Source organism: Truepera radiovictrix DSM 17093 (genome assembly GCF_000092425.1).
Lineage (GTDB): Bacteria > Deinococcota > Deinococci > Deinococcales > Trueperaceae > Truepera > Truepera radiovictrix.
The window spans coordinates 603,419-620,000 of sequence record NC_014221.1 but is presented as its reverse complement, the minus strand read 5'-3'; the positions used below and the strand labels follow the sequence as shown (position 1 = coordinate 620,000).

Genomic DNA, 16,582 nt, shown 5'->3' with positions numbered 1-16,582 from the left:
CACCGGGGGGCAGGAGCGGCTCGAGGTGCGCGGGCGCGAGCGGCCAGTGCATAAAGAGCAAATCGCGCCAGGTCATCGCGAGCACCCAGGGTGAGGTGCGCGGCGGGGGCGTGCTCACGTCCGCTAGGCGGTCACCGGCAACACGTAAAGGAGCATCATCAGAAAGTGGCTGACGCTCCCCGCCAGCACGAAAAGGTGCCACAGCTCGTGGTACCCGAACACCCCCGGCAGCCAGTCCGGGCGCTTGAGGCCGTAGATCACCGCCCCCACGGAGTAGAACGCCCCGCCCAACAGCAACCAAAAGAGCCCGCCTGGCGGCAGCGCCCGGGTAATGGGGACGATCGCGAGGAGCGCCAGCCAACCCATCAGCAAGTAGAGTCCCGTCGAGAGCCAGCGGGGCGCCTCGAGCCACACGAGTTTAAAGACCACCCCGAGCACCGCCACCCCCCACACCAGCGCAAAGAGCGTCCACCCCCACGCGGCGCTGCCTTGCTGCAGCGTCACCAGCGTGATCGGCGTGTAGGAGCCGGCGATAAGCAAAAAGATGGCCGCGTGGTCGAAAAGCCGCAGTCGGCGCTGCGCGCGCGCGCCCACGTGAAGGCTGTGAAGCAGCGTCGAGGCGGTGTAGAGGAGCACCAAGGTGGTGCCGTAAACGGCGAAGCTCACCGTCCGCCAGGGCTCCCCCGCGGCGAGCACGACCAGCACGACGAGGCCGGCGAGGCTGAAGAGCGCGCCGGCTAGGTGCGTCAAGCTGTTGACCGGTTCGCGAAAATAGCGCGATAGTCCTCTAGAGGGGCGAGGCGTCATGCGTGAGTGTAGCATCTAGGGGCGCGGCCGGGCGCGCCGGAGCGAACGTCGCGCGCGCTGCGGACTCGAGCCCAGCAGAGGCCGAGCAGCGCCTCACGAGCGCGCCTACAGCTGCGGTGCAAAGCGCGCGAGCCACGACAGCGCGCCGAAGAGCGCGTAGGCGAGGGCGGCGACGCTGAGCACACCGGCGTAGCGGTCGAGCTGCGGCGTCTGCGGCAGCCCCTGGCGCATAAACCCCCAGAGCAGTCCCCCCACGAGACCGCCGATGTGCCCCCACAGCGACACGCCGGGCAAGAGGAGCGAAAAGAGCACGATGAGCACGCTCCACTGCACCAACGAGCGCGTGAGCAGCCGGTCGCGGGCGCTGCGCCCACGCCAGGTGTCGGCCAAAAGCGCCCCGGCGACCCCCAGCACCCCGCCGGAGGCGCCGATCACCCCCGGCGGCGCGCCACCTTGCGAGACGAACGTCAAGTAAGCCCCCATCACGCTGCCGAAGACGAAGGCCGCGAGCAGGCTCCCCCACGGGCGGCGCGATTCGTAGAGCCGCCCGATGTCTAGAAGCACCCACGCGTTAAGCGCGATGTGCACCACGCCGCCGTGGACGAAGGCGTAAGAAAGGTAGCGCCACAGGGCGCTCGCCCCCGGCACGCGCGCGTCGGGGAGGGTCAAAAATCCCGCGGTCAAGGCCCAACTGCGGGCGCCGTAGCGGTTGTCGACCCAGAGCTGCACGACGTAGAGCGCGAGCAGAAACCCGGTGAGCATCACCGTCGTCGTCGCCCCTTGGCGGCGCGGCGTATCGGGGAGGTCGACCCCGTAGCGGTGCGCGGCCGCCCCCAGGCGCGCGCGCGCGCGCGGCGGCGCGTACGCGTGCGCCTGCGCGTAGAGCCGACCGGCCGCTTCGGGGTTGTGGGCGCGCTCGGCGGCGTGCGCGAGGATCTCGAGCACGCGGTAGGGGGGCACGCCGGGGAGCGGGTTTTGCAGCTCGCGCTGCGCGCCCGCGAGGTCGCCGCGGTAGGCCGCGAGGCGCGCCCGGCTCAGCGTGATGCTGCGGTAGCCCAAAGGCCCCTGGCCCTGCGCCTCCCAGCGCGCCACCATGCGCGCCAGCTCCTCCTCGGCAGCCGCTTCGTCGTGGAGCCCTAGGTGCGCCTGCACGCGCGCCGCCAACCCCAAAAAGGCGTTGTCGCCCCCACCTTCGACCGGAGACGCCAGCACCTCATGCCAACGCCCTTGCAGGGCGAAGACCTGCAGCCGCAAGATGTCGCCAGCGCCTTCGGGGAGGAGCGCCAGGGCGGCCTCGGGGTCGTCGTGGTGCAGCGCGACCTGAGCGATCAGCCGCTTTATCCCGCTTCGCCCCGCGGGCGTCCAGTAGAGCAGGTCGGCGAGGCGCGCTGCGAGGTCGTAGCGGTGCGCCCTCGAGAGCCCCATCAGGATCAGCGGAGCCAAGATGTAAAGGGCGCCGAGGACGAGCACCAGAGCGCGCACCGCTAGGGGCGCGGGTGCTCCGGTGAGATTAAGCGCCCCCAACAGCGCGCAGAGCAGCGTCGCCAGGAGCGTTTTGAGCGGCAGCTCGCTCCCCAATGGGGCGAGCCGCTGGGTCCAGCGCACGCTGTAGAGGCCGAACACGGCGAGTACAAAGAGCAGGAGCGTCTCCTGAGACATGGTTTAGCCTACCCCGCACGCGTGTAGCACCCCGTCTTGTGGCGTCTTGTGGCGTCTCGTGGTGCGCCTTGTGGTGCGGCGCGCGGCACCCCTCACACCCGCACCCATACCCGCACCGAGCCGCCTAGAGACCGCGACACTGGCGGGGGCACCGCCTCCCCCCTCGCGCCGCGTGTACAATCGGTGTATGGTACGACGCGCTACGCCCCTAGCGGCCCCGCCGCCCCGCCTGTGAGGAGCCCGCGGTGATCCCTGTGACCCTGCTCTGCGTCACCGTAGGGTACCTGATCGGCAGCTTCCCCACGGGGTACTTCGTGGCGCGCGCGCACGGCGTAGACATCCAGAAAGTCGGCTCGGGCAACATCGGCGCGACGAACGTGCTGCGCGCCGTCGGCCTTTGGCCGGCCATCTTGGTCGTCCTGGCCGACCCGCTCAAAGCGCTCTTGGCCGTGCTGATCGCGAGCGCCCTGGGCCTCGGCGCGTGGGGCCTGGTGCTAACGGGGGTGGCGACCGTGCTGGGAAACAACTTCAACGTCTTTTTGGGCTTCCGCGGCGGCAAGGGGGTCGCCACCAGCATCGGTGTCGGGCTCGCGCTCGTCCCCCTGACGACCCTAGCGGCGCTCGCCGTCGGGCTTTTCACCATCGCCCTGGGCCGCTTCGTCTCGCTCGGGTCGCTGGTCGCCATGTTTAGCGCGATCTTTTTCCTGATCATGGGACCCTTTAGCGCGCCGCAGCTGTTTCTCGTCGTGACGCTCGCCGGCTTGGTGATCTTTAAGCACCGCGAGAACATCCGGCGCCTCGCCGAGGGGACCGAACGGCGCCTGGGGGTCAAAACCGAGCACGCCAGCGGGAGCCAGAAAGAGGTTTCGGGTGCTTGATTTTCTCGTCGTCAGCCCACACCCCGACGACGCCGAACTCGGGCTCGGCGGCACCCTCGCGCGGGCGCACGCCGAGGGGCGCAGCACGGGTATCATCGACTTGACGCGCGGTGAAGCGGCGACCAAAGGCACGCCCGAAGAGCGCGCCAAAGAGGCCGAGGCCGCCTCGAGGATCCTCGGCTTGAGCGTGCGGCGCAACCTCGGCTGGCCCGACTCGAGGATCCTCGACTCCGAAGACCGCCGTCTGCACCTTGCCCGCGTGCTGCGCGAACTGCGGCCCCGCGTGGTGGTCGCCCCGCACGAAAACGACCGCCACCCCGACCACGTCGCGGCGGCGCGCATCGTCCCAGCCGCCGTGCACCTCGCGGGGCTCAAGAACAGCCCCCTTTCGGGCGAACCGTTTAAACCTCAGGGGCTCTTTTTCTACATGGGTAACGGCCCTTTCGAGGCGACGTTGGTGGTCGATACGAGCGACTACATCGACGTGTGGGAGGCGGCGGTGCGCTGCTACACAAGTCAATTCACCGGCGAAGCGGCCTCTGAAACCGTCACCCCCGACATCTACCGCACCCGCCGTGGGCGCGCCGCCTACTGGGGGACGTTTATCGGCGCCGCCTACGGAGAACCGCTCTGGACGCCGCGGCCGGTCGCCTACACGCCCTTTTGATCGCTGACCCGGGCAGCTTTTGTGCGCGTGGTGCATGGTCTACGCGCCACACGCCTCGAGCTGCAGGGACCTACACCCCCTCGGGCTCGGCGACGGCGTGCGCTCGCCGCGCCGCGCGCCCCTTCGCGTACCCCACGACCACGATGCCCGAGAGCGCCACCGCCCCGCCGACGAGCATGAGCGCCGAGGGCACCTCGCCGAGTAGCAGCCACGCGAACAGGAGGCTAAAGACCGGCACCGCGTAGAGAAACGACGTCGCGAGCGTCACCGGGAGCCGCGAGATGGCGTAGGAAAACTGCGCGTAGGCCACCGCCGCCGGAAACACCCCGATGTAGACCGCCGCCAAAAGGGCCGTGCGCCCCGCATCAGCAGCGTCGGCGACGAGGCCGGGGGCGAAGACGAGGAGCGGCAGCGTCCCCGCCCAGGTCGAAAAGGCGGTCACCTCGACGGCCTCGTAGCGCCGCAAGAGCGGCTTTTGCAGCACCGTGTAAAACGCCGTGACGAGCGCCGAGAGCAGGATGAGCAGGGCGAAGGGGTTTAGGGAGAGCGCGCCGCCATCGCCGAGCACGATAAGCGCCACGCCGGTAAACGAGAGCAGGATACCGGACCACCCGAGTAAAGAGAGGCGGTCGTTGAGGAGGAAAAACGCCACCACGGCGGTAATAGCGGGGGCGGTGGCGATGATCAGGCTCGCCGCCCCGGCGCTCACGAAGCGCTGGCCGTAGTTGAGCGCTAGGTGGTAGACCGTAATGCCCAAAAAGCCCACCAGGAAAAAGTAAGGGAGGTCGCGCCGGTCGGGGAGCAGCCGCTTGCGCGTTACGAGCAAAAAGAGGGCGAAGCAGAGCGACGCGACCGTAAAGCGCAGCAGCGTAAGGTTGCCCGCCGAGAGACCGGTGAGCCCCAGCTTGATCCCCGGGAAAGCGCTGCCCCACAGCGTGGCTAGGATAAAGAGGTTGACAAGCATGCCCCACGAGATGGCCACAGCGCACTCTAACACCGGCTGGAGGAGCCGCGTTGCACCAGCTCGCACAGCGCTGCGCCTCCAAGCTCTAAAGGGCGCCCGCGCCCCTGAAACTCTGCTGACACCCATCCGCTACCCTGCGGCGGGACGCTGAAGAAGGAGGTCGGCATGAACCGGAGAAGCTTCCTCAAGGGCTCGCTCGCCGTCGCCGCCGGTATCGGCTTGTCGAAGCTGCGCGCCCTCTACCCCGGGGCCGCTCGCGCTCAGGTGATTCGCCCCGACACGGACTTTCGCGCGCGCAACCTCGTCTTTTTCTGCTACGACGGCTTTACCTGGGAGGACTACGGGGCGGCGCGGGCGTACGCCGCGCGGCACCAGCAGCGCACGCTCGCGCTCGAGCGCCTCTTCGCACTGGGCGCCGCCGGCAGCATGCTCAGTAGCAGCCTCACGAGCATCGTCACCGACTCGGCGGCGGCCTCCTCAGCGTGGAGCACCGGCCGCAAGGTGGTCAACGGCTCGCTGAGCATGTTCCCCGACGGCCGCGAACTCACCACCATCATGGCGCTCGCCAAGGCGGCGGGCAAAGCCACCGGCGTCGCCACCACCACCACCGCGACGCACGCGACCCCGGCCGGGTTCGTGGTGAGCGTCCCCGGCCGCGGCGCCGAGCAAGACATCGCCGACCTCTATTACGACTTCGGCCTCGACGTCATCTTGGGGGGCGGCACCCGCTTTTTCCGGGCCGACCTGCGCGAGGACGGCCGTCCGCTTTTCGCCGAGTTTCGCAACCGCGGCTACGACGTCGTCGAAAACAAGGAGGCGCTCGCCGCGAGTAGCGGCTCGAAGCTGCTCGGCATCTTTGCGAACGGTCACCTCCCCTACGAGATCGACCGCGTGCACCAAGGCGTCGACACCCCGAGCCTCGCCGACATGACGCGTCAAGCGCTGCGGGTTCTTTCGGGGTACGGAAACGGGTTCGTGCTGCAGATCGAAGCGGGGCGCATCGACCACTCCAACCACGCCACCGACGCCGCCGCTACCTTGTGGGACACGCTGGCGGCCGACGACGCCCTGGAGGTCGTGCTCTCGTTTATCGACCGCCACCCCGACACGCTGCTTATCTTGGCGAGCGACCACGGCACGGGGGGCGGGGCGGTCTACGGCGCGGGCAGCGGCTACCGCGACAGCTCGGTACAGTTTGACAACATCGCCAAGCATAGAGCCTCTTTTGAGTACCTGTTCTCCCAGCTCGGCGAAGCGCCGGAGGCGGGCGAGATCGCCGAGGCGGCGCGGGAGTACCTGGACCTGCGCCTGACCGAGGGTGACGCCCGTCGCCTCGCGGCGGTCGCCGCCGGCGACGAGGACGAGATCCGCGCCCCCACCTTCTCCTCGGGAGCGGCCAATGTGCTCGCGTACCTGCTCGCCAACCACGACCAGGGGATCAACCTCTTCTGGAACTCGAGCCACCACACCGCCGGACCGGTGCCCGTCGCCGTCTACGGGGCCAACAGCCGCCCCGCGCAGATCGGGCTCGTCGACAACGTGCACCTTTTCACCTGGATGACCGAAGCGCTCGGCGTGGAGCACGAGAACCCGACGATGACCGAGGAGGAGGCGCTCGGTATCCTCGAAACCACGAGCCTACCTGACACCCCGGTCGCTTAATCCGCCCCGGTGCCCCATCTGAGCCTGTCTTGTAGAGCGCGCCGTTTAGCCCGCGGCGCGCTCGTCCTGCTGCTCGCCGCCGCCACCCCACCCGGCCCAGAGGACGCAGCGCTGCTTGAGCGCGGCGCCATGGTCTTTACGGCCAAAGGGTGCGGCGACTGCCACACCCTCGCCGGCGTCGCGTCGGGCACGCACGCCCCCGACCTCACCGGCCTCGGAAACCGCCGCTACCTCGCTGGCGGAAGGCTCCCAAACAGTCCAGCAGACCTCCGCCGCTGGCTCCGCAACCCCCAGGGGATCAAACCCGGAAGCTACATGCCCAACCTCTGGCGCCGCGACGATCCGGAGGCCGAAGCCGAGATCGATGCGGTGATCGCCTCTATCCTGAGCCACCCCCCACCCGACGCGAGGCGCAGCGCCCCCTAGACGGGTTTTAGAAAGCAGGTACTAGGCAGGCAGCGTCACTGGGCGCCCGCAGGCGCAGCGCTCCCCCTCGCGGACCATCTTCGCCTGCCCCTCGCGGTACCACAGGGTGCCGCACGCGGGGCAGCGCACCTCGTCGCGCGAAATCGTGCGGATCACCTCGGGGCCGAGCCAACGCGCCTCGCCGCACCAGTGACAGACGACCTCGGCGCCGCCGTCCTCTGCGATCATCCGCTCGCGCTCCTCGGGGGTAAAGTAGGCGAGCGCGTCGAGGGCTTTGGCGTCCGAGCAGCGGCACGAAAAGCGCAGCGGCAGGGCGTCGGGGGTCAGCAGCTTAAAGTCCAGCCCCGCGCAGAGCTCCTCGAGAAGCTCCAAGAGGCTCGAGCGCCGCATGGCGTCGGTGAGTTGGCCGAAGGCGCGGACGTTGGCCTCGAGGCGCGCCAAAGCCCCCTCGTCGACCCCCGGCAGCGCTTGCAGGATCACGCCGCCCGAGCGCACCACGCCGGAGGCTTCTAGGTACACCCCCAAGAGCACCGCCGAGCTGATCTGCTCGGACTGCGCTAAAAATACCGCGATGTCCTCGGCGATCTCCCCCGACACCAGATTGACCGAGCTGCTGTAGGGGTCGCCGTAGGGAGCGTGCGCGCGGATCACCTGCAGGTCGCCCCGCACCTCCGGGCCAGCGAGCGCGCCGCCGACGTCGAGCTTGCCGTCGGGCCGCGGCGGCAGCGTCGCGTTGGGGTTGCTCACGTAACCGCGCACCGCGCCGTCGAGCCCCGCGTCGGCGATCACCCCCCCCAGGGGGCCGTCGCCGCGCAGACGCAACGTCACGCGGTCTTGGGGGTTTTTGAGGAGCACGTGCGAGAGCAAGAGGGCGCCGGTGAGCGTCCGGCCGAGCGCCGCGGTCGCGGTCGGCGTGGTGTCGTGGCGGGTTCTGGCGTCTTCGACGAGGGCGGTCGTGTCGGCGGCGACGACGCGGACACCGCCCTCGGCGGCGACGCCGCGCAGCAGGTATGACATAGGGTCCTTTCGGCAACAGGCAGGGCGCTGGCGGCGCGCCGCGCCAACGCAGACCCTGCTGATATGTAGCGGTTTAAAACGACGCGGCAGCGCGACCGACGCGGGAAGCGGGCGCTGCCTAACCCGACCAGTATACGTGCGCCGGGGCTGCAGCCGCGTAGGGCCGAAGACGCATGGAAACGCCTACCCGGGCGACGCCTTGGGCGCCCGCAACACCTTGAGGGTCGCCTCGGGGACGAGCGCGGAGACGTCGGCGCCGTAGCGCCACAGCTCGCTCACCCGCGTCGAGGAGACGAACGACCACGCCGGCGCGGCGAGCAAAAAGAGCGTCTCGAGGCCGCCACTCAGCTGCCGGTTGAGGTGCGCCATCTGCGCCTCGTACTCGAAGTCAGCGGCGTTGCGCAGGCTTTTGACCACCGCGTGCGCGCCGCGCGCGCGCGCGTAGTCGATCAGTAGCCCCTCAAAGGTCTCGACGGCGACGTTGGGGAGCTCGGCGGTCGCCTCGCGCAGCACCGCGAGGCGCGTCTCGATGGGCAGGCGCGCGGTGCTCTTGAGCGGGTTGTAGAGCACGGCGACCGTGAGCCGCGCGACCAGGCGGCTCGAGCGCCGGATGATGTCGAGGTGCCCGTTGTGCAACGGGTCAAAGGAGCCCGGGTAGAGTGCGTGCAGGCTCACGAGCGCACCGCGCCCAGAAACTCGTCGACCACGGCCGTCACCGACGTCTCCCCCGCGAGCACCGCCTCGACAAAGGCGGCGCCTTTGGCCTCGACGCGCCGCTGCACCTCACCCCTTAAGAGCGAGGCGACCTCGAAGCGGACGCGCTCCAAACGCTTGCGCTCGATCTCGCCCGTTTGCAGCAGGTGCTCCCGGTGCGCCCCGAGCTGCTCGAAGAGCTCCGCCACCCCCGCCCCTTCGGAGGCGACCGTCTGCACGATCGGCGGCCGCCACGCCTCCGGCGCCCACGCGGAGAGCTCCAGAGCCGCCTTGATCTCCCGCCGCAACCGGTCGCCGCCGGGTTGGTCGAACTTGTTGATAACGAAGACGTCGGCGACCTCCATGATCCCCGCTTTAAAGGCCTGCACCCCGTCCCCCTGCCCGGGGGTGAGCACGAGCACGGTGGTGTCGGCGACCCGCACGATGTCGACCTCCGACTGCCCGACGCCGACGGTTTCGACGAAGATGACGTCGAACCCGTAGGCGTCTAGAAGGGCGACGACCTGCAGCGTCGCGGTCGCGAGCCCGCCTAAGTGCCCGCGCGTCGCCATCGAGCGGATGAACACCCCAGGGTCACCGTGGTGGCGCATCATGCGGATGCGGTCGCCCAAGATGGCGCCGCCGCTATAGGGGCTCGTCGGGTCGACCGCGACGACCGCGACGCGCTTGCCCTTCGCGCGGGCCACCTCGATAAGCGCGTCGGTGAGCGTGCTCTTGCCGCTCCCGGGGCTGCCCGTTACGCCGACGATCTGCGCGCGCCCCCCGTGGCGCCGCACGCGCTGCAAGAGCGCCTGCCCAGCCTCGTCGCCGGCTTCGATAAGGCTTATCGCGCGGGCGAGCGCGCGCTCGTTGCGGTCTAGAAAGCGGGACTCGAGGCCTTCTCGTTTCACATACGGAGCATACCCCTTATCCGCGGCGGCCTACGCCCTGTGTCCTTTCGGAAGCGCCTGGCTGCCGCTAACGTTTGCGCCCAGCCATTCGGCGCTCACAACGCTCCTTGCGTTGGGCACGCTCTAGCCGCAACCGAAACGGCTCGTCGAGGTCGGAGGGTCACGGCCGGCGCTCGCCGTACCTGAAGCTCGCGCCGCGCCTTAACGCACGCGCGCCAGGCTCGAGAGCTCTAGGGCCAGCGACTCGAGCGCCCACAGCTCGTCCTTGCCGGTTTTCATCGCCACGTCGGCCTTAAGGAGCGCGCTTAAAAGCCGCCCCAGGCGCGCTTCGTCGAGGGGCGCGGCGAGCGCGAGGGCCTTTTGCGCCACGAAAGGTTTGACCTTCAAGGTCTGCGCGACGAGCCCGGCGTCGGTGCGGGCGCGCCCCTCTTTGAGCGCGACGGTGCGCGCCACGAGGTTGTACTGCCACACGAGCGCCCCCAAGACCCTGGGCGGCGCCTCCCCTTGCGCGACGAGCGAGCGAATCACCGACAGCGCGCGCGCCGCCTCCCCTTTCGCGACCGCCTCGATGAGGTCGAAAGCGTCGCGCGAGGCGGGGCGGTTGACGATCTCGCGGACGCGCTCGCTTGAAAGCCTTTCGCCCAACACGGCGAGCTTCTGGATCTCGGCGGCGATGCTCGGCAGGTCCTCGCCGAAAAGGTCGGTGAGCATCTCCGGCACCTCGTCGTCGAAGTGGACGCCGGCGCCCTGCAGCTCGGCGCGTACCCAGTGCGTCAGGGCGTTAAAGCGCGGCGTCGGCAGGTGCTCGTGGTGGCCCAAAGCGGCGTAGGTCTTCTGGCGGGCGGGGGTCGCGGCGAGGTCGAGCACCACCACGACGGTGTCAGGTGGGATCCCCTCTAGCACCTTGAGGACCTCGTTGCGCGGCTTGACCCCCGCCTGCCCCTTAAAGGCCGCGTCGAAGTCGAGCAGCAGCGCGACCTGGCCGAAGAGCCCCGACTGAGCGGCGAGCTGCGCCACCCCGTCGGCCGAGAGCCCCTCGCCGAGTTCGGTAACCTCCTCGGCGCGAAAGCCGCGCGCCCGCAGCGCCCGCCGCGCGGCCCGCGTGGCCAAAAAGGGATCGCCGCTAAACGCGAGGATCACGCTAGCCCCGGAAACGCCGCGCGCAGCGCGCGGAGCATCTCGGTGGCGCTCGCGAAGCGCCGGTCGGGGTCGTACTCGAGCGCTCTGGTGACGACCCCTTGGAGCGCTGCGGCCTCCTCGGGTAGGGGAGCGAGCACGACGCTGCGGTCGCCGGTGAGAAAGCGGAAGAGGTCGCGCTCGTAAGGGGGCGCCCCCGTCAGCAGGTGGTAGAGCACCGCCCCGACGGCGTAGAGGTCGCTGCGCGGGTCGCTGCGCTCGCCGGCGAACTGCTCGGGCGCCATGTAGTTGGGGGTGCCTAGCGACATCCCCTGCTGGGTGATCGCGGCGAGCGCCAAGTCCTTGGCGAAGCCGAAATCGGTCAGCATCGCCTTTTCGCCGTTGATGAGGATGTTCGACGGTTTGACGTCAAGGTGGATGACGTGTTTGGCGTGGGCGTACTCGAGCGCCGACAGCACATCGGTCGTCACGCGCACGCTGAGGGCCACACTGAGGGGCCCCTCCCGCAGGGCTTCGCTCAAGGTGACGCCGGGGCAGTAGGCGTAGATGAGCGAGGTGTCCTGCACGGCTAAAAGCGGCACGATGTGGTCGTGCTCGAGGTGGGTCACGACCGCCGCTTCGCGCCCCAACCGGTTGGCGAGTACCGGCGAGGCGCCCTGGAGCTGTTTGACGACCACGAGCTTGCCCCGCCAACGCGCCAGTTCGACGCGCACCGGACCGCCACTCGAAAGCACGCGCACGGGGGTGAACATTAGGAATAAATTAACATGCCGTGCGCGGCGGTTGTGGTAGAGCGTCTGAAAGTAGAAGGCAGTAGATCGCGGCAATGAGCGGTGAACGACGCGTCAACGCTTCACCCTCATGGCTCATCGCCCGCTAGCGGCTTGCTTAGCGGCAGCCGCACTGCCCCCTCGAGGTAGGTGTGCCGCACCTGCGCCCCAGCCGCCTCTAGGCGCGCGAGCACGTCCGGGTGGGGGTGGCCGTAGTTGTTGCGGCCGTACGAGAGCACGGCGACCTCCGGTTGCGCGGCCAAAAGGAGCGCTTCGGAGGTTGAAAACCGCGAACCGTGGTGCGCGGCCATGAGCACCGGCACCCTGGGCACCGCCAGGGCCGCCTCGACCTCGGCGGGCGCGTCGCCCAGAAAGAGCGCCTGGGGCGCGCCGGCGACGTTCAGCACAAAGGCGACCGAGTCGGCGTTCGACTCCCCGTAGGGGCGCTTGGGCGGGTTGAGGATGTCGAGCCGCGCTGCCCCCACGTGGACGCGCTGACCGCGCCGCACCTCGGTTACGGGGACGCCGCGCCGCTCGGCGGTCGCTATGAGCTCCCGGAAGACCGCCTTGTCGCTCGGGTGCGCGACGAGCAGGTGCTGCACGGGCACCCTTTCGAGCACGCTCACGAGCCCCTCGATGTGGTCGGCGTCGTCGTGCGTGGCGATGACCAGCTCGAGCTCATCGACGCCTAGCGCTCGCAGCGCCGGTACGACCGTGCGCGCGCCGACGTCGAAGTCGCTAAAGGGCGTGCCGCCGCCGTCGACGAGGATCTCCACGCGCCCCGGCAGGCGAATGAGCGCGCTGTCACCCTGACCCACATCGAAAAAGACGAGCTCCGCATGGCCGTAAAAGGGGGGCGTGAGGCTCGAGGCGATCATCGCCGCCGCGACGACCAAGAGCCCCCGCCAAGGGCGCAGCCGCCCCTGCGCCACCAGCGCCGCCGCCAAGGCGCCCACCCCGAAGTAGAGAAAACCGATGGGCTCGAGTTCCCCCCACGTCACCTGGGGCCACGGCGCAGCGAGCGCCGACACGGCGATCATGGCCCCCGCCAGGGGGCTCGCGAGCGCGCCTAGCGCCTCCGCGAGCGGCAGCGACACGAGCCCAGCAAGCCCCGCCAAAAAGCCGAGCGGCACCAAAAGCGTCGCGAGCGGCACCGCGACGACGTTGACCAGCGGGCCAAAGAGCGGTACGAGGTTGAAGTGGTGCGCCACGAAAGGTAGCGTCAACGCCTGCGCCGAGGCGCTCACCACGGCGCCGCCGACGAGCAGGGTGCCGGGGTGCCACCACGCGAGCGACGCGGCGCGCGCCCCCAAAAGGCGGCGCAGCGTGGGGCCGGCGAAGAGCAAGATGCCCATGACCGAACCGTAGGAGAGCTGAAAAGAGAGGTCGAAGAGGAAGCTGGGGTTGAGCAGCAGGGTAACGAGCGCCGCGAGGGCGAGCGCGGGCCAGGGCTCGAGCCGCCCCGCCCCGAACCACAGCGACACCAGCACCGCCCCCGCCATCACGCCAGCGCGCAGCACGCTCGGTGAGGCGCCCACGAGGAGCACGAAAGCGGCGGTAAGGGCGAGCAGGAGCGGGTAGCGCAGCGTCCCCAAGGGCCGCAGCAAGAGCCCCGCCGCCCCCAGGAGCACGCCGACGTGCAGCCCCGAAAGGGCGAGCACATGCGCGAGCCCCGCCGCCGCGAAGCTCATCCGGAGCTCGCCCAGGTCGTCGCGCACGCCGAGCGTCATGGCGCTTAGGAGCGCGGCGCGCTCCCCCGCCAGGCCCGCCTCGACCCCGCGCTGCAAGCGCCCCTTGAGGGTCACGGTGGGGGTAAAGGCCGTGACCTCGGCCACGCGCAGCTGCGCCTCGACCCCGCGGCGCTGCAGGTAGCCGCGGTAGTCGAACCCGCCGGGGTTGCGTTTGCCGCTCGCTTCGCGGAGGGTGCCGACGAGCGAGGCGCGCCCCACCCCGACGACCCCCCGCGGCGAGAGGACGACGCGCGCCCCGGCGGGTTCGTCGAGGGTCAGGTAGACGCCGTCGCTCTCGCCGCTAAAGGACCGCTCTACCCCCAAGAGCGGCTCGAGCGGGCGGGGGCGCGCCTCCCACAGCGCGTAACGCTCGAAACCGACGGGGACGAAGAGGGCGCACAGCAGGAGCCAAGGCCGCCGCGCGAGCAGCAGGGCGAGGGCGTAGAGCAGGGCCAGCGCCACACTCCCCGCGCGCGTGGCGTAGTCCGGTAGGTACGCCGCCCCCCACCCCGCGAGCGCGATACCCAACACCAGCGCGAGCGCTGCCGGCGCCGCCCAGAGGAGCGCGGGGCGGCGCACCCGGGCAGCTTCAGGCACGGCTGAGCGCTCGGGAGGGTCGTGCACCGCGTACACCGCGGGCGTTGGGGGCCGCCGCGAGGCGCGGCCGAGGGGCACGCGGCTCGAGCCGTCCAACCCGTCGCGGCCCAGCGCCTCATCGGGCGCTTTACGGGGCGCCTCGAGGTTTGACATCAAGGTTTGACATAGGGGCGGAGCTTCTCGAGGGTCGCCGGACCGATGCCGGAGACCTCGAGGAGGTCGTCAATGTGGGTAAAGGGCCGCGCCGCGACGATGCGCGCCGCCAAGACCGGCCCGACGCCCGGCAGCAGCAGCTCGAGCTCGCGCGCCGAAGCGGTGTTCAGGCTCACGCGCGCCTCGCCATCCGTGCGGGCGCTCGGCACAAAGAGCATCTCGCCGTCGGTGAGCGGGTCGGCGAGGTTGACGAGCGCCGGTTCGGCGGCCTCGCTCATCCCCCCCGCCGCCGCGATGAGATCCTCGGCGCGCGACCCCCACGGCAGGGTGTAGACCCCGGGCGCCGCGACCTCCCCCATCACGGCGACCGTCACCTCGGGGTACTCGAACTCGAGCGCGACGCTCTGCACGGTTAGGCGCGGATAGAGGTTGACGCCCGCGAGCCCCGCACAAAGGGCGAGTAGAGCGAGCGTCAGGAGCGTTTCAGCCCGTGCCCCCATAGCGCGAGCTTTTGACACTCCCACGGCTAAAGCACGTGGGATTCTTGCTTCACAGCGCTGTGCCGACTGATTAGGGTCGGTCTTACCTGCGCTCCACAAGCGTTTAGCGTCTCGGCGTGCCCCGCCGCGACAAGCTGTTTAAGTCCTTCTACTTTGATGTTGTGCGCCGCATTCAGGTCGCGGTCTATCACCGCACCACAGGCACACGTCCAAACCCTATCAGCGAGTGTCAGGGCGTCGTTGATAGCGCCGCACTCCATGTGCAGCTTGGAACTTGGGAAAAACCTGTCTATGACTGCCAGGTGCTTTCGATGCCACACCGTTTTGTACTCGAGTTGCCTACGGAACTCTCCGAGGGCCGCATCAGACACGCTCTTGGCTAGCTTGGTTCTCGCCATGCCTTTGAGCGATAGGTCTTCGATACAGATACCCTCATAGCCCCTCACTAGGGAGGTGGTCATCTTATGGAGAAAGTCTTGACGTTTGTTCCTGACTTTCTGATGGATACGAGCTAGCTGCTGTCTGGCTCTATCACGGTTCTTGCTTCCCTTCTGCTTGCGAGAGAGCGCCCTTTGTGCGCGTTTCAGCTTCTTCTCGGCGGCGCGGTAGTGCTTGGGCGGCGCTTCCCGTTCACCACTGGAAAGGACAGCGAAGTCTTTGAGCCCGAGGTCTATGCCTACGACGTTCTCAGGCTTGGCGGGCGGTAGTGGCACGTCCGGCATTTCAAACTCGGCCGTCAGCGTCACATACCACTTGCCGGTGGCGTCGCGCTTGAAGGTGGCCGACTTGGTTTTGCAGTCAATGTCTTGAGACTGGCGGATGCGTACCCAGCCGATTTTAGGAACGTAGACCTTGCCATCTTCAACCTTGACCCGTTGCGGAATGCGGAAGCTCGGCATCTCTCGCTTGCGCGACTTGAACCGAGGAAAGCGCGAGCGTTTCTCAAAGAAGTTCTTGAAGCTGCGGTCAACGTCCTTGAGCGCCTGTTGAAGGAGCTGCGAGTCAACGCCCTTAAGCCACCCGGTTTCAGGTTGCTTTTTCAGGTCGGTTAGCTCGCTTGAAAGCTGCTTGGCACTGATGCCCTCCTTGTTCGCCTCATAGAAGTCACGACGCCTAGCCAGCGCCCAATTGAACACGAAGCGTTTCGCCCCAGCCATCTGGCACAGCAGTTCTTCCTGCGCCTTTGTGGGGCGCATCTGGAAGCGGTAGACCTTGCGAAGCAGCATCAGCGTTTCCTCTGCTCTGCAATATACCGCTCAATCGTCTGGGAGCTGACGTTACCAGCGGTCGAAACGAAATACGAGCGCGTCCACAGACTACGCAACCGCGCCAGATGTGGAAACTCCTGCCGCAACTTGAAGGAGGTGTAGCCCTTGAGATGACGAACGATGCAATCCACCGAGGTGCTGGGGTCAGCGCCGATGAAGAGATGGAGGTGGTCGGGCATCACCTCTAAGGCGATGACCTCCCACCCCATCCGTTCGCACTTGTCGTTAAGCAGTTCGCTGAGCCTGTCACTGACGCGCCCTACCAGCAGCTTCTTGCGGTACTTCGGTATCCACACGAGATGGTAGTTCAAGAGGAATACCGAGGTGGTCTTGTGCTGGTAGGCGCGGGGCATCAGAGAAAGTCCCCTACCCGGCTGTTGGCGAGTTCTACGCCCCGTTTCAGTGCCTCTCGCACCAGTTCGACAATACGAAGGTCGTTGTCGGAGAGGAACTTGTACTCCTGCACAAGCTGTTCAGTGCAGTTCTCGAGGAGGGCTTCAAGTGGGGTGCAATGGCAGCCCGGCAGGGTATTGGCCGCCTGTTTGATGGGGCTGCTCATTAGAGCAACCCCAGGATGTCGAGAGCTTCTTCATCGGATACCGGCTCGTTGTAGCCTTTGGCTTCGCGGCGAGCGTGGTGCTCGGCTTGCCAGGTGCGCCAGTCGCGGAGTGATGCTTGCTCGGCTTCGGTTGGGAGGTTCGTGCTATCGTTCATCTTGATTCCCCTTAACGGAATTTCTGAGC

At 68.4% G+C, this 16,582-nt stretch carries 20 protein-coding genes (1 of these 20 only partly in view); 5 read left to right on the top strand and 15 right to left on the bottom strand.

The window, feature by feature from the left end; genetic code table 11:
* From TRAD_RS02830 to TRAD_RS02820, 3 genes are all read right to left on the bottom strand, one after another.
* Window positions 1–76 carry the 5' end (the start) of a YqjF family protein gene (locus TRAD_RS02830; RefSeq protein WP_049773169.1) on the bottom strand. 602 nt of this gene lie to the left of the window's left edge, so only the first 76 of its 678 coding nucleotides appear in the window; the start codon lies at window positions 74–76; its stop codon lies off the left edge, out of view.
* 47 nt (window positions 77–123) lie between these two features.
* A complete protein-coding gene (trhA, locus tag TRAD_RS02825) occupies window positions 124–807 on the bottom strand; it encodes a PAQR family membrane homeostasis protein TrhA (RefSeq protein ID WP_013177078.1) in 684 nt (227 codons plus the stop codon).
* 105 nt (window positions 808–912) lie between these two features.
* Window positions 913–2,466 (bottom strand): rhomboid family intramembrane serine protease, encoded by a 1,554-nt coding sequence (locus TRAD_RS02820; protein ID WP_013177077.1) that lies wholly within the window; start codon window positions 2,464–2,466, stop codon window positions 913–915.
* A gap of 245 nt (window positions 2,467–2,711) precedes the next feature.
* On the opposite strand from TRAD_RS02820, the gene plsY reads away from it, so the two are divergent.
* Window positions 2,712–3,344, top strand: coding sequence for a glycerol-3-phosphate 1-O-acyltransferase PlsY (gene plsY / locus TRAD_RS02815; protein ID WP_013177076.1), 633 nt, complete (start codon window positions 2,712–2,714; stop codon window positions 3,342–3,344).
* Entirely contained in the window at window positions 3,337–4,011 is a 675-nt protein-coding gene (gene bshB1 / locus TRAD_RS02810; protein WP_013177075.1) for a bacillithiol biosynthesis deacetylase BshB1, read from the top strand. Before plsY ends, bshB1 begins: the two co-directional genes overlap by 8 nt.
* Window positions 4,012–4,081: 70 nt before the next feature.
* On the opposite strand, the gene TRAD_RS02805 is transcribed toward bshB1, so the two are convergent.
* Window positions 4,082–4,993, bottom strand: a complete 912-nt coding sequence (locus TRAD_RS02805; protein ID WP_221401642.1) for a DMT family transporter — start codon at window positions 4,991–4,993, stop codon at window positions 4,082–4,084.
* A 147-nt stretch (window positions 4,994–5,140) separates the two neighbouring features.
* Here TRAD_RS02805 and TRAD_RS02800 point away from each other — a divergent pair, with 147 nt between their 5' ends.
* Together TRAD_RS02800 and TRAD_RS02795 are read left to right on the top strand one after the other, a co-directional pair.
* The gene (locus TRAD_RS02800; RefSeq protein ID WP_013177073.1) at window positions 5,141–6,637 is read left to right on the top strand and encodes an alkaline phosphatase; all 1,497 of its coding nucleotides are present in this window, start codon (window positions 5,141–5,143) and stop codon (window positions 6,635–6,637) included.
* A 9-nt stretch (window positions 6,638–6,646) separates the two neighbouring features.
* On the top strand, window positions 6,647–7,063 hold the full coding sequence (locus tag TRAD_RS02795; protein WP_049772934.1) for a c-type cytochrome: 417 nt from the start codon (window positions 6,647–6,649) through the stop codon (window positions 7,061–7,063).
* A 21-nt stretch (window positions 7,064–7,084) separates the two neighbouring features.
* Here TRAD_RS02795 and TRAD_RS02790 read toward each other — a convergent pair whose 3' ends face one another.
* From TRAD_RS02790 to TRAD_RS02765, 6 genes are all read right to left on the bottom strand, one after another.
* Entirely contained in the window at window positions 7,085–8,080 is a 996-nt protein-coding gene (locus tag TRAD_RS02790) for an Hsp33 family molecular chaperone HslO (RefSeq protein ID WP_013177072.1), read from the bottom strand.
* 183 nt (window positions 8,081–8,263) lie between these two features.
* Window positions 8,264–8,749 (bottom strand): pantetheine-phosphate adenylyltransferase, encoded by a 486-nt coding sequence (gene coaD, locus TRAD_RS02785; protein WP_041947487.1) that lies wholly within the window; start codon window positions 8,747–8,749, stop codon window positions 8,264–8,266.
* A 2-nt stretch (window positions 8,750–8,751) separates the two neighbouring features.
* Window positions 8,752–9,684, bottom strand: coding sequence for a methylmalonyl Co-A mutase-associated GTPase MeaB (gene meaB, locus TRAD_RS02780; RefSeq protein ID WP_013177070.1), 933 nt, complete (start codon window positions 9,682–9,684; stop codon window positions 8,752–8,754).
* Between the two features lie 201 nt (window positions 9,685–9,885).
* The gene (gene holA / locus TRAD_RS02775) at window positions 9,886–10,824 is read right to left on the bottom strand and encodes a DNA polymerase III subunit delta (protein WP_013177069.1); all 939 of its coding nucleotides are present in this window, start codon (window positions 10,822–10,824) and stop codon (window positions 9,886–9,888) included.
* Window positions 10,821–11,561, bottom strand: coding sequence for a serine/threonine-protein kinase (locus tag TRAD_RS02770; protein ID WP_185095193.1), 741 nt, complete (start codon window positions 11,559–11,561; stop codon window positions 10,821–10,823). The genes holA and TRAD_RS02770 overlap by 4 nt, the downstream gene beginning before the upstream one ends.
* 119 nt (window positions 11,562–11,680) lie before the next feature.
* A complete protein-coding gene (locus tag TRAD_RS02765) occupies window positions 11,681–13,918 on the bottom strand; it encodes a DNA internalization-related competence protein ComEC/Rec2 (protein WP_185095192.1) in 2,238 nt (745 codons plus the stop codon).
* Window positions 13,919–13,939: 21 nt separating this feature from the next.
* Between TRAD_RS02765 and TRAD_RS16700 the strand changes: the two genes are divergently transcribed.
* A complete protein-coding gene (locus TRAD_RS16700; protein WP_281054493.1) occupies window positions 13,940–14,068 on the top strand; it encodes a hypothetical protein in 129 nt (42 codons plus the stop codon).
* 2 nt (window positions 14,069–14,070) lie between these two features.
* Here TRAD_RS16700 and TRAD_RS02760 read toward each other — a convergent pair whose 3' ends face one another.
* The 5 genes from TRAD_RS02760 to TRAD_RS16225 are packed head-to-tail and all read right to left on the bottom strand — an operon-like array spanning window position 14,071 to window position 16,553.
* Window positions 14,071–14,571, bottom strand: a complete 501-nt coding sequence (locus tag TRAD_RS02760; RefSeq protein WP_013177066.1) for a ComEA family DNA-binding protein — start codon at window positions 14,569–14,571, stop codon at window positions 14,071–14,073.
* Between the two features lie 26 nt (window positions 14,572–14,597).
* Window positions 14,598–15,797 carry an RNA-guided endonuclease TnpB family protein gene (locus tag TRAD_RS02755; protein ID WP_013177065.1) on the bottom strand — a complete coding sequence of 400 codons (1,200 nt, stop codon included), beginning with the start codon at window positions 15,795–15,797 and terminating at the stop codon, window positions 14,598–14,600.
* Window positions 15,797–16,192 (bottom strand): IS200/IS605 family transposase, encoded by a 396-nt coding sequence (gene tnpA, locus TRAD_RS02750; RefSeq protein ID WP_013177064.1) that lies wholly within the window; start codon window positions 16,190–16,192, stop codon window positions 15,797–15,799. The genes TRAD_RS02755 and tnpA overlap by 1 nt, the downstream gene beginning before the upstream one ends.
* Window positions 16,192–16,398: a hypothetical protein gene (locus TRAD_RS02745; protein ID WP_013177063.1), complete on the bottom strand. Its 207-nt coding sequence runs from the start codon at window positions 16,396–16,398 to the stop codon at window positions 16,192–16,194. The genes tnpA and TRAD_RS02745 overlap by 1 nt, the downstream gene beginning before the upstream one ends.
* Window positions 16,398–16,553 carry a hypothetical protein gene (locus TRAD_RS16225; RefSeq protein ID WP_013177062.1) on the bottom strand — a complete coding sequence of 52 codons (156 nt, stop codon included), beginning with the start codon at window positions 16,551–16,553 and terminating at the stop codon, window positions 16,398–16,400. Before TRAD_RS16225 ends, TRAD_RS02745 begins: the two co-directional genes overlap by 1 nt.
* Between the last annotated feature and the right edge of the window lie 29 nt (window positions 16,554–16,582).

What these genes read in the sequence shown, in the direction of transcription:
- trhA (WP_013177078.1), bottom strand. Translation starts at nt 807, where the DNA reads ATGACGCCTCGCCCCTCTAGAGGACTATCGCGCTATTTTCGCGAACCG.
- TRAD_RS02820 (WP_013177077.1), bottom strand. Translation starts at nt 2,466, where the DNA reads ATGTCTCAGGAGACGCTCCTGCTCTTTGTACTCGCCGTGTTCGGCCTC.
- TRAD_RS02800 (WP_013177073.1), top strand. Translation starts at nt 5,141, where the DNA reads ATGAACCGGAGAAGCTTCCTCAAGGGCTCGCTCGCCGTCGCCGCCGGT.
- TRAD_RS02790 (WP_013177072.1), bottom strand. Translation starts at nt 8,080, where the DNA reads ATGTCATACCTGCTGCGCGGCGTCGCCGCCGAGGGCGGTGTCCGCGTC.
- TRAD_RS02760 (WP_013177066.1), bottom strand. Translation starts at nt 14,571, where the DNA reads ATGGGGGCACGGGCTGAAACGCTCCTGACGCTCGCTCTACTCGCCCTT.
- TRAD_RS02755 (WP_013177065.1), bottom strand. Translation starts at nt 15,797, where the DNA reads ATGCTGCTTCGCAAGGTCTACCGCTTCCAGATGCGCCCCACAAAGGCG.
- tnpA (WP_013177064.1), bottom strand. Translation starts at nt 16,192, where the DNA reads ATGCCCCGCGCCTACCAGCACAAGACCACCTCGGTATTCCTCTTGAAC.
- TRAD_RS02745 (WP_013177063.1), bottom strand. Translation starts at nt 16,398, where the DNA reads ATGAGCAGCCCCATCAAACAGGCGGCCAATACCCTGCCGGGCTGCCAT.
- TRAD_RS16225 (WP_013177062.1), bottom strand. Translation starts at nt 16,553, where the DNA reads ATGAACGATAGCACGAACCTCCCAACCGAAGCCGAGCAAGCATCACTC.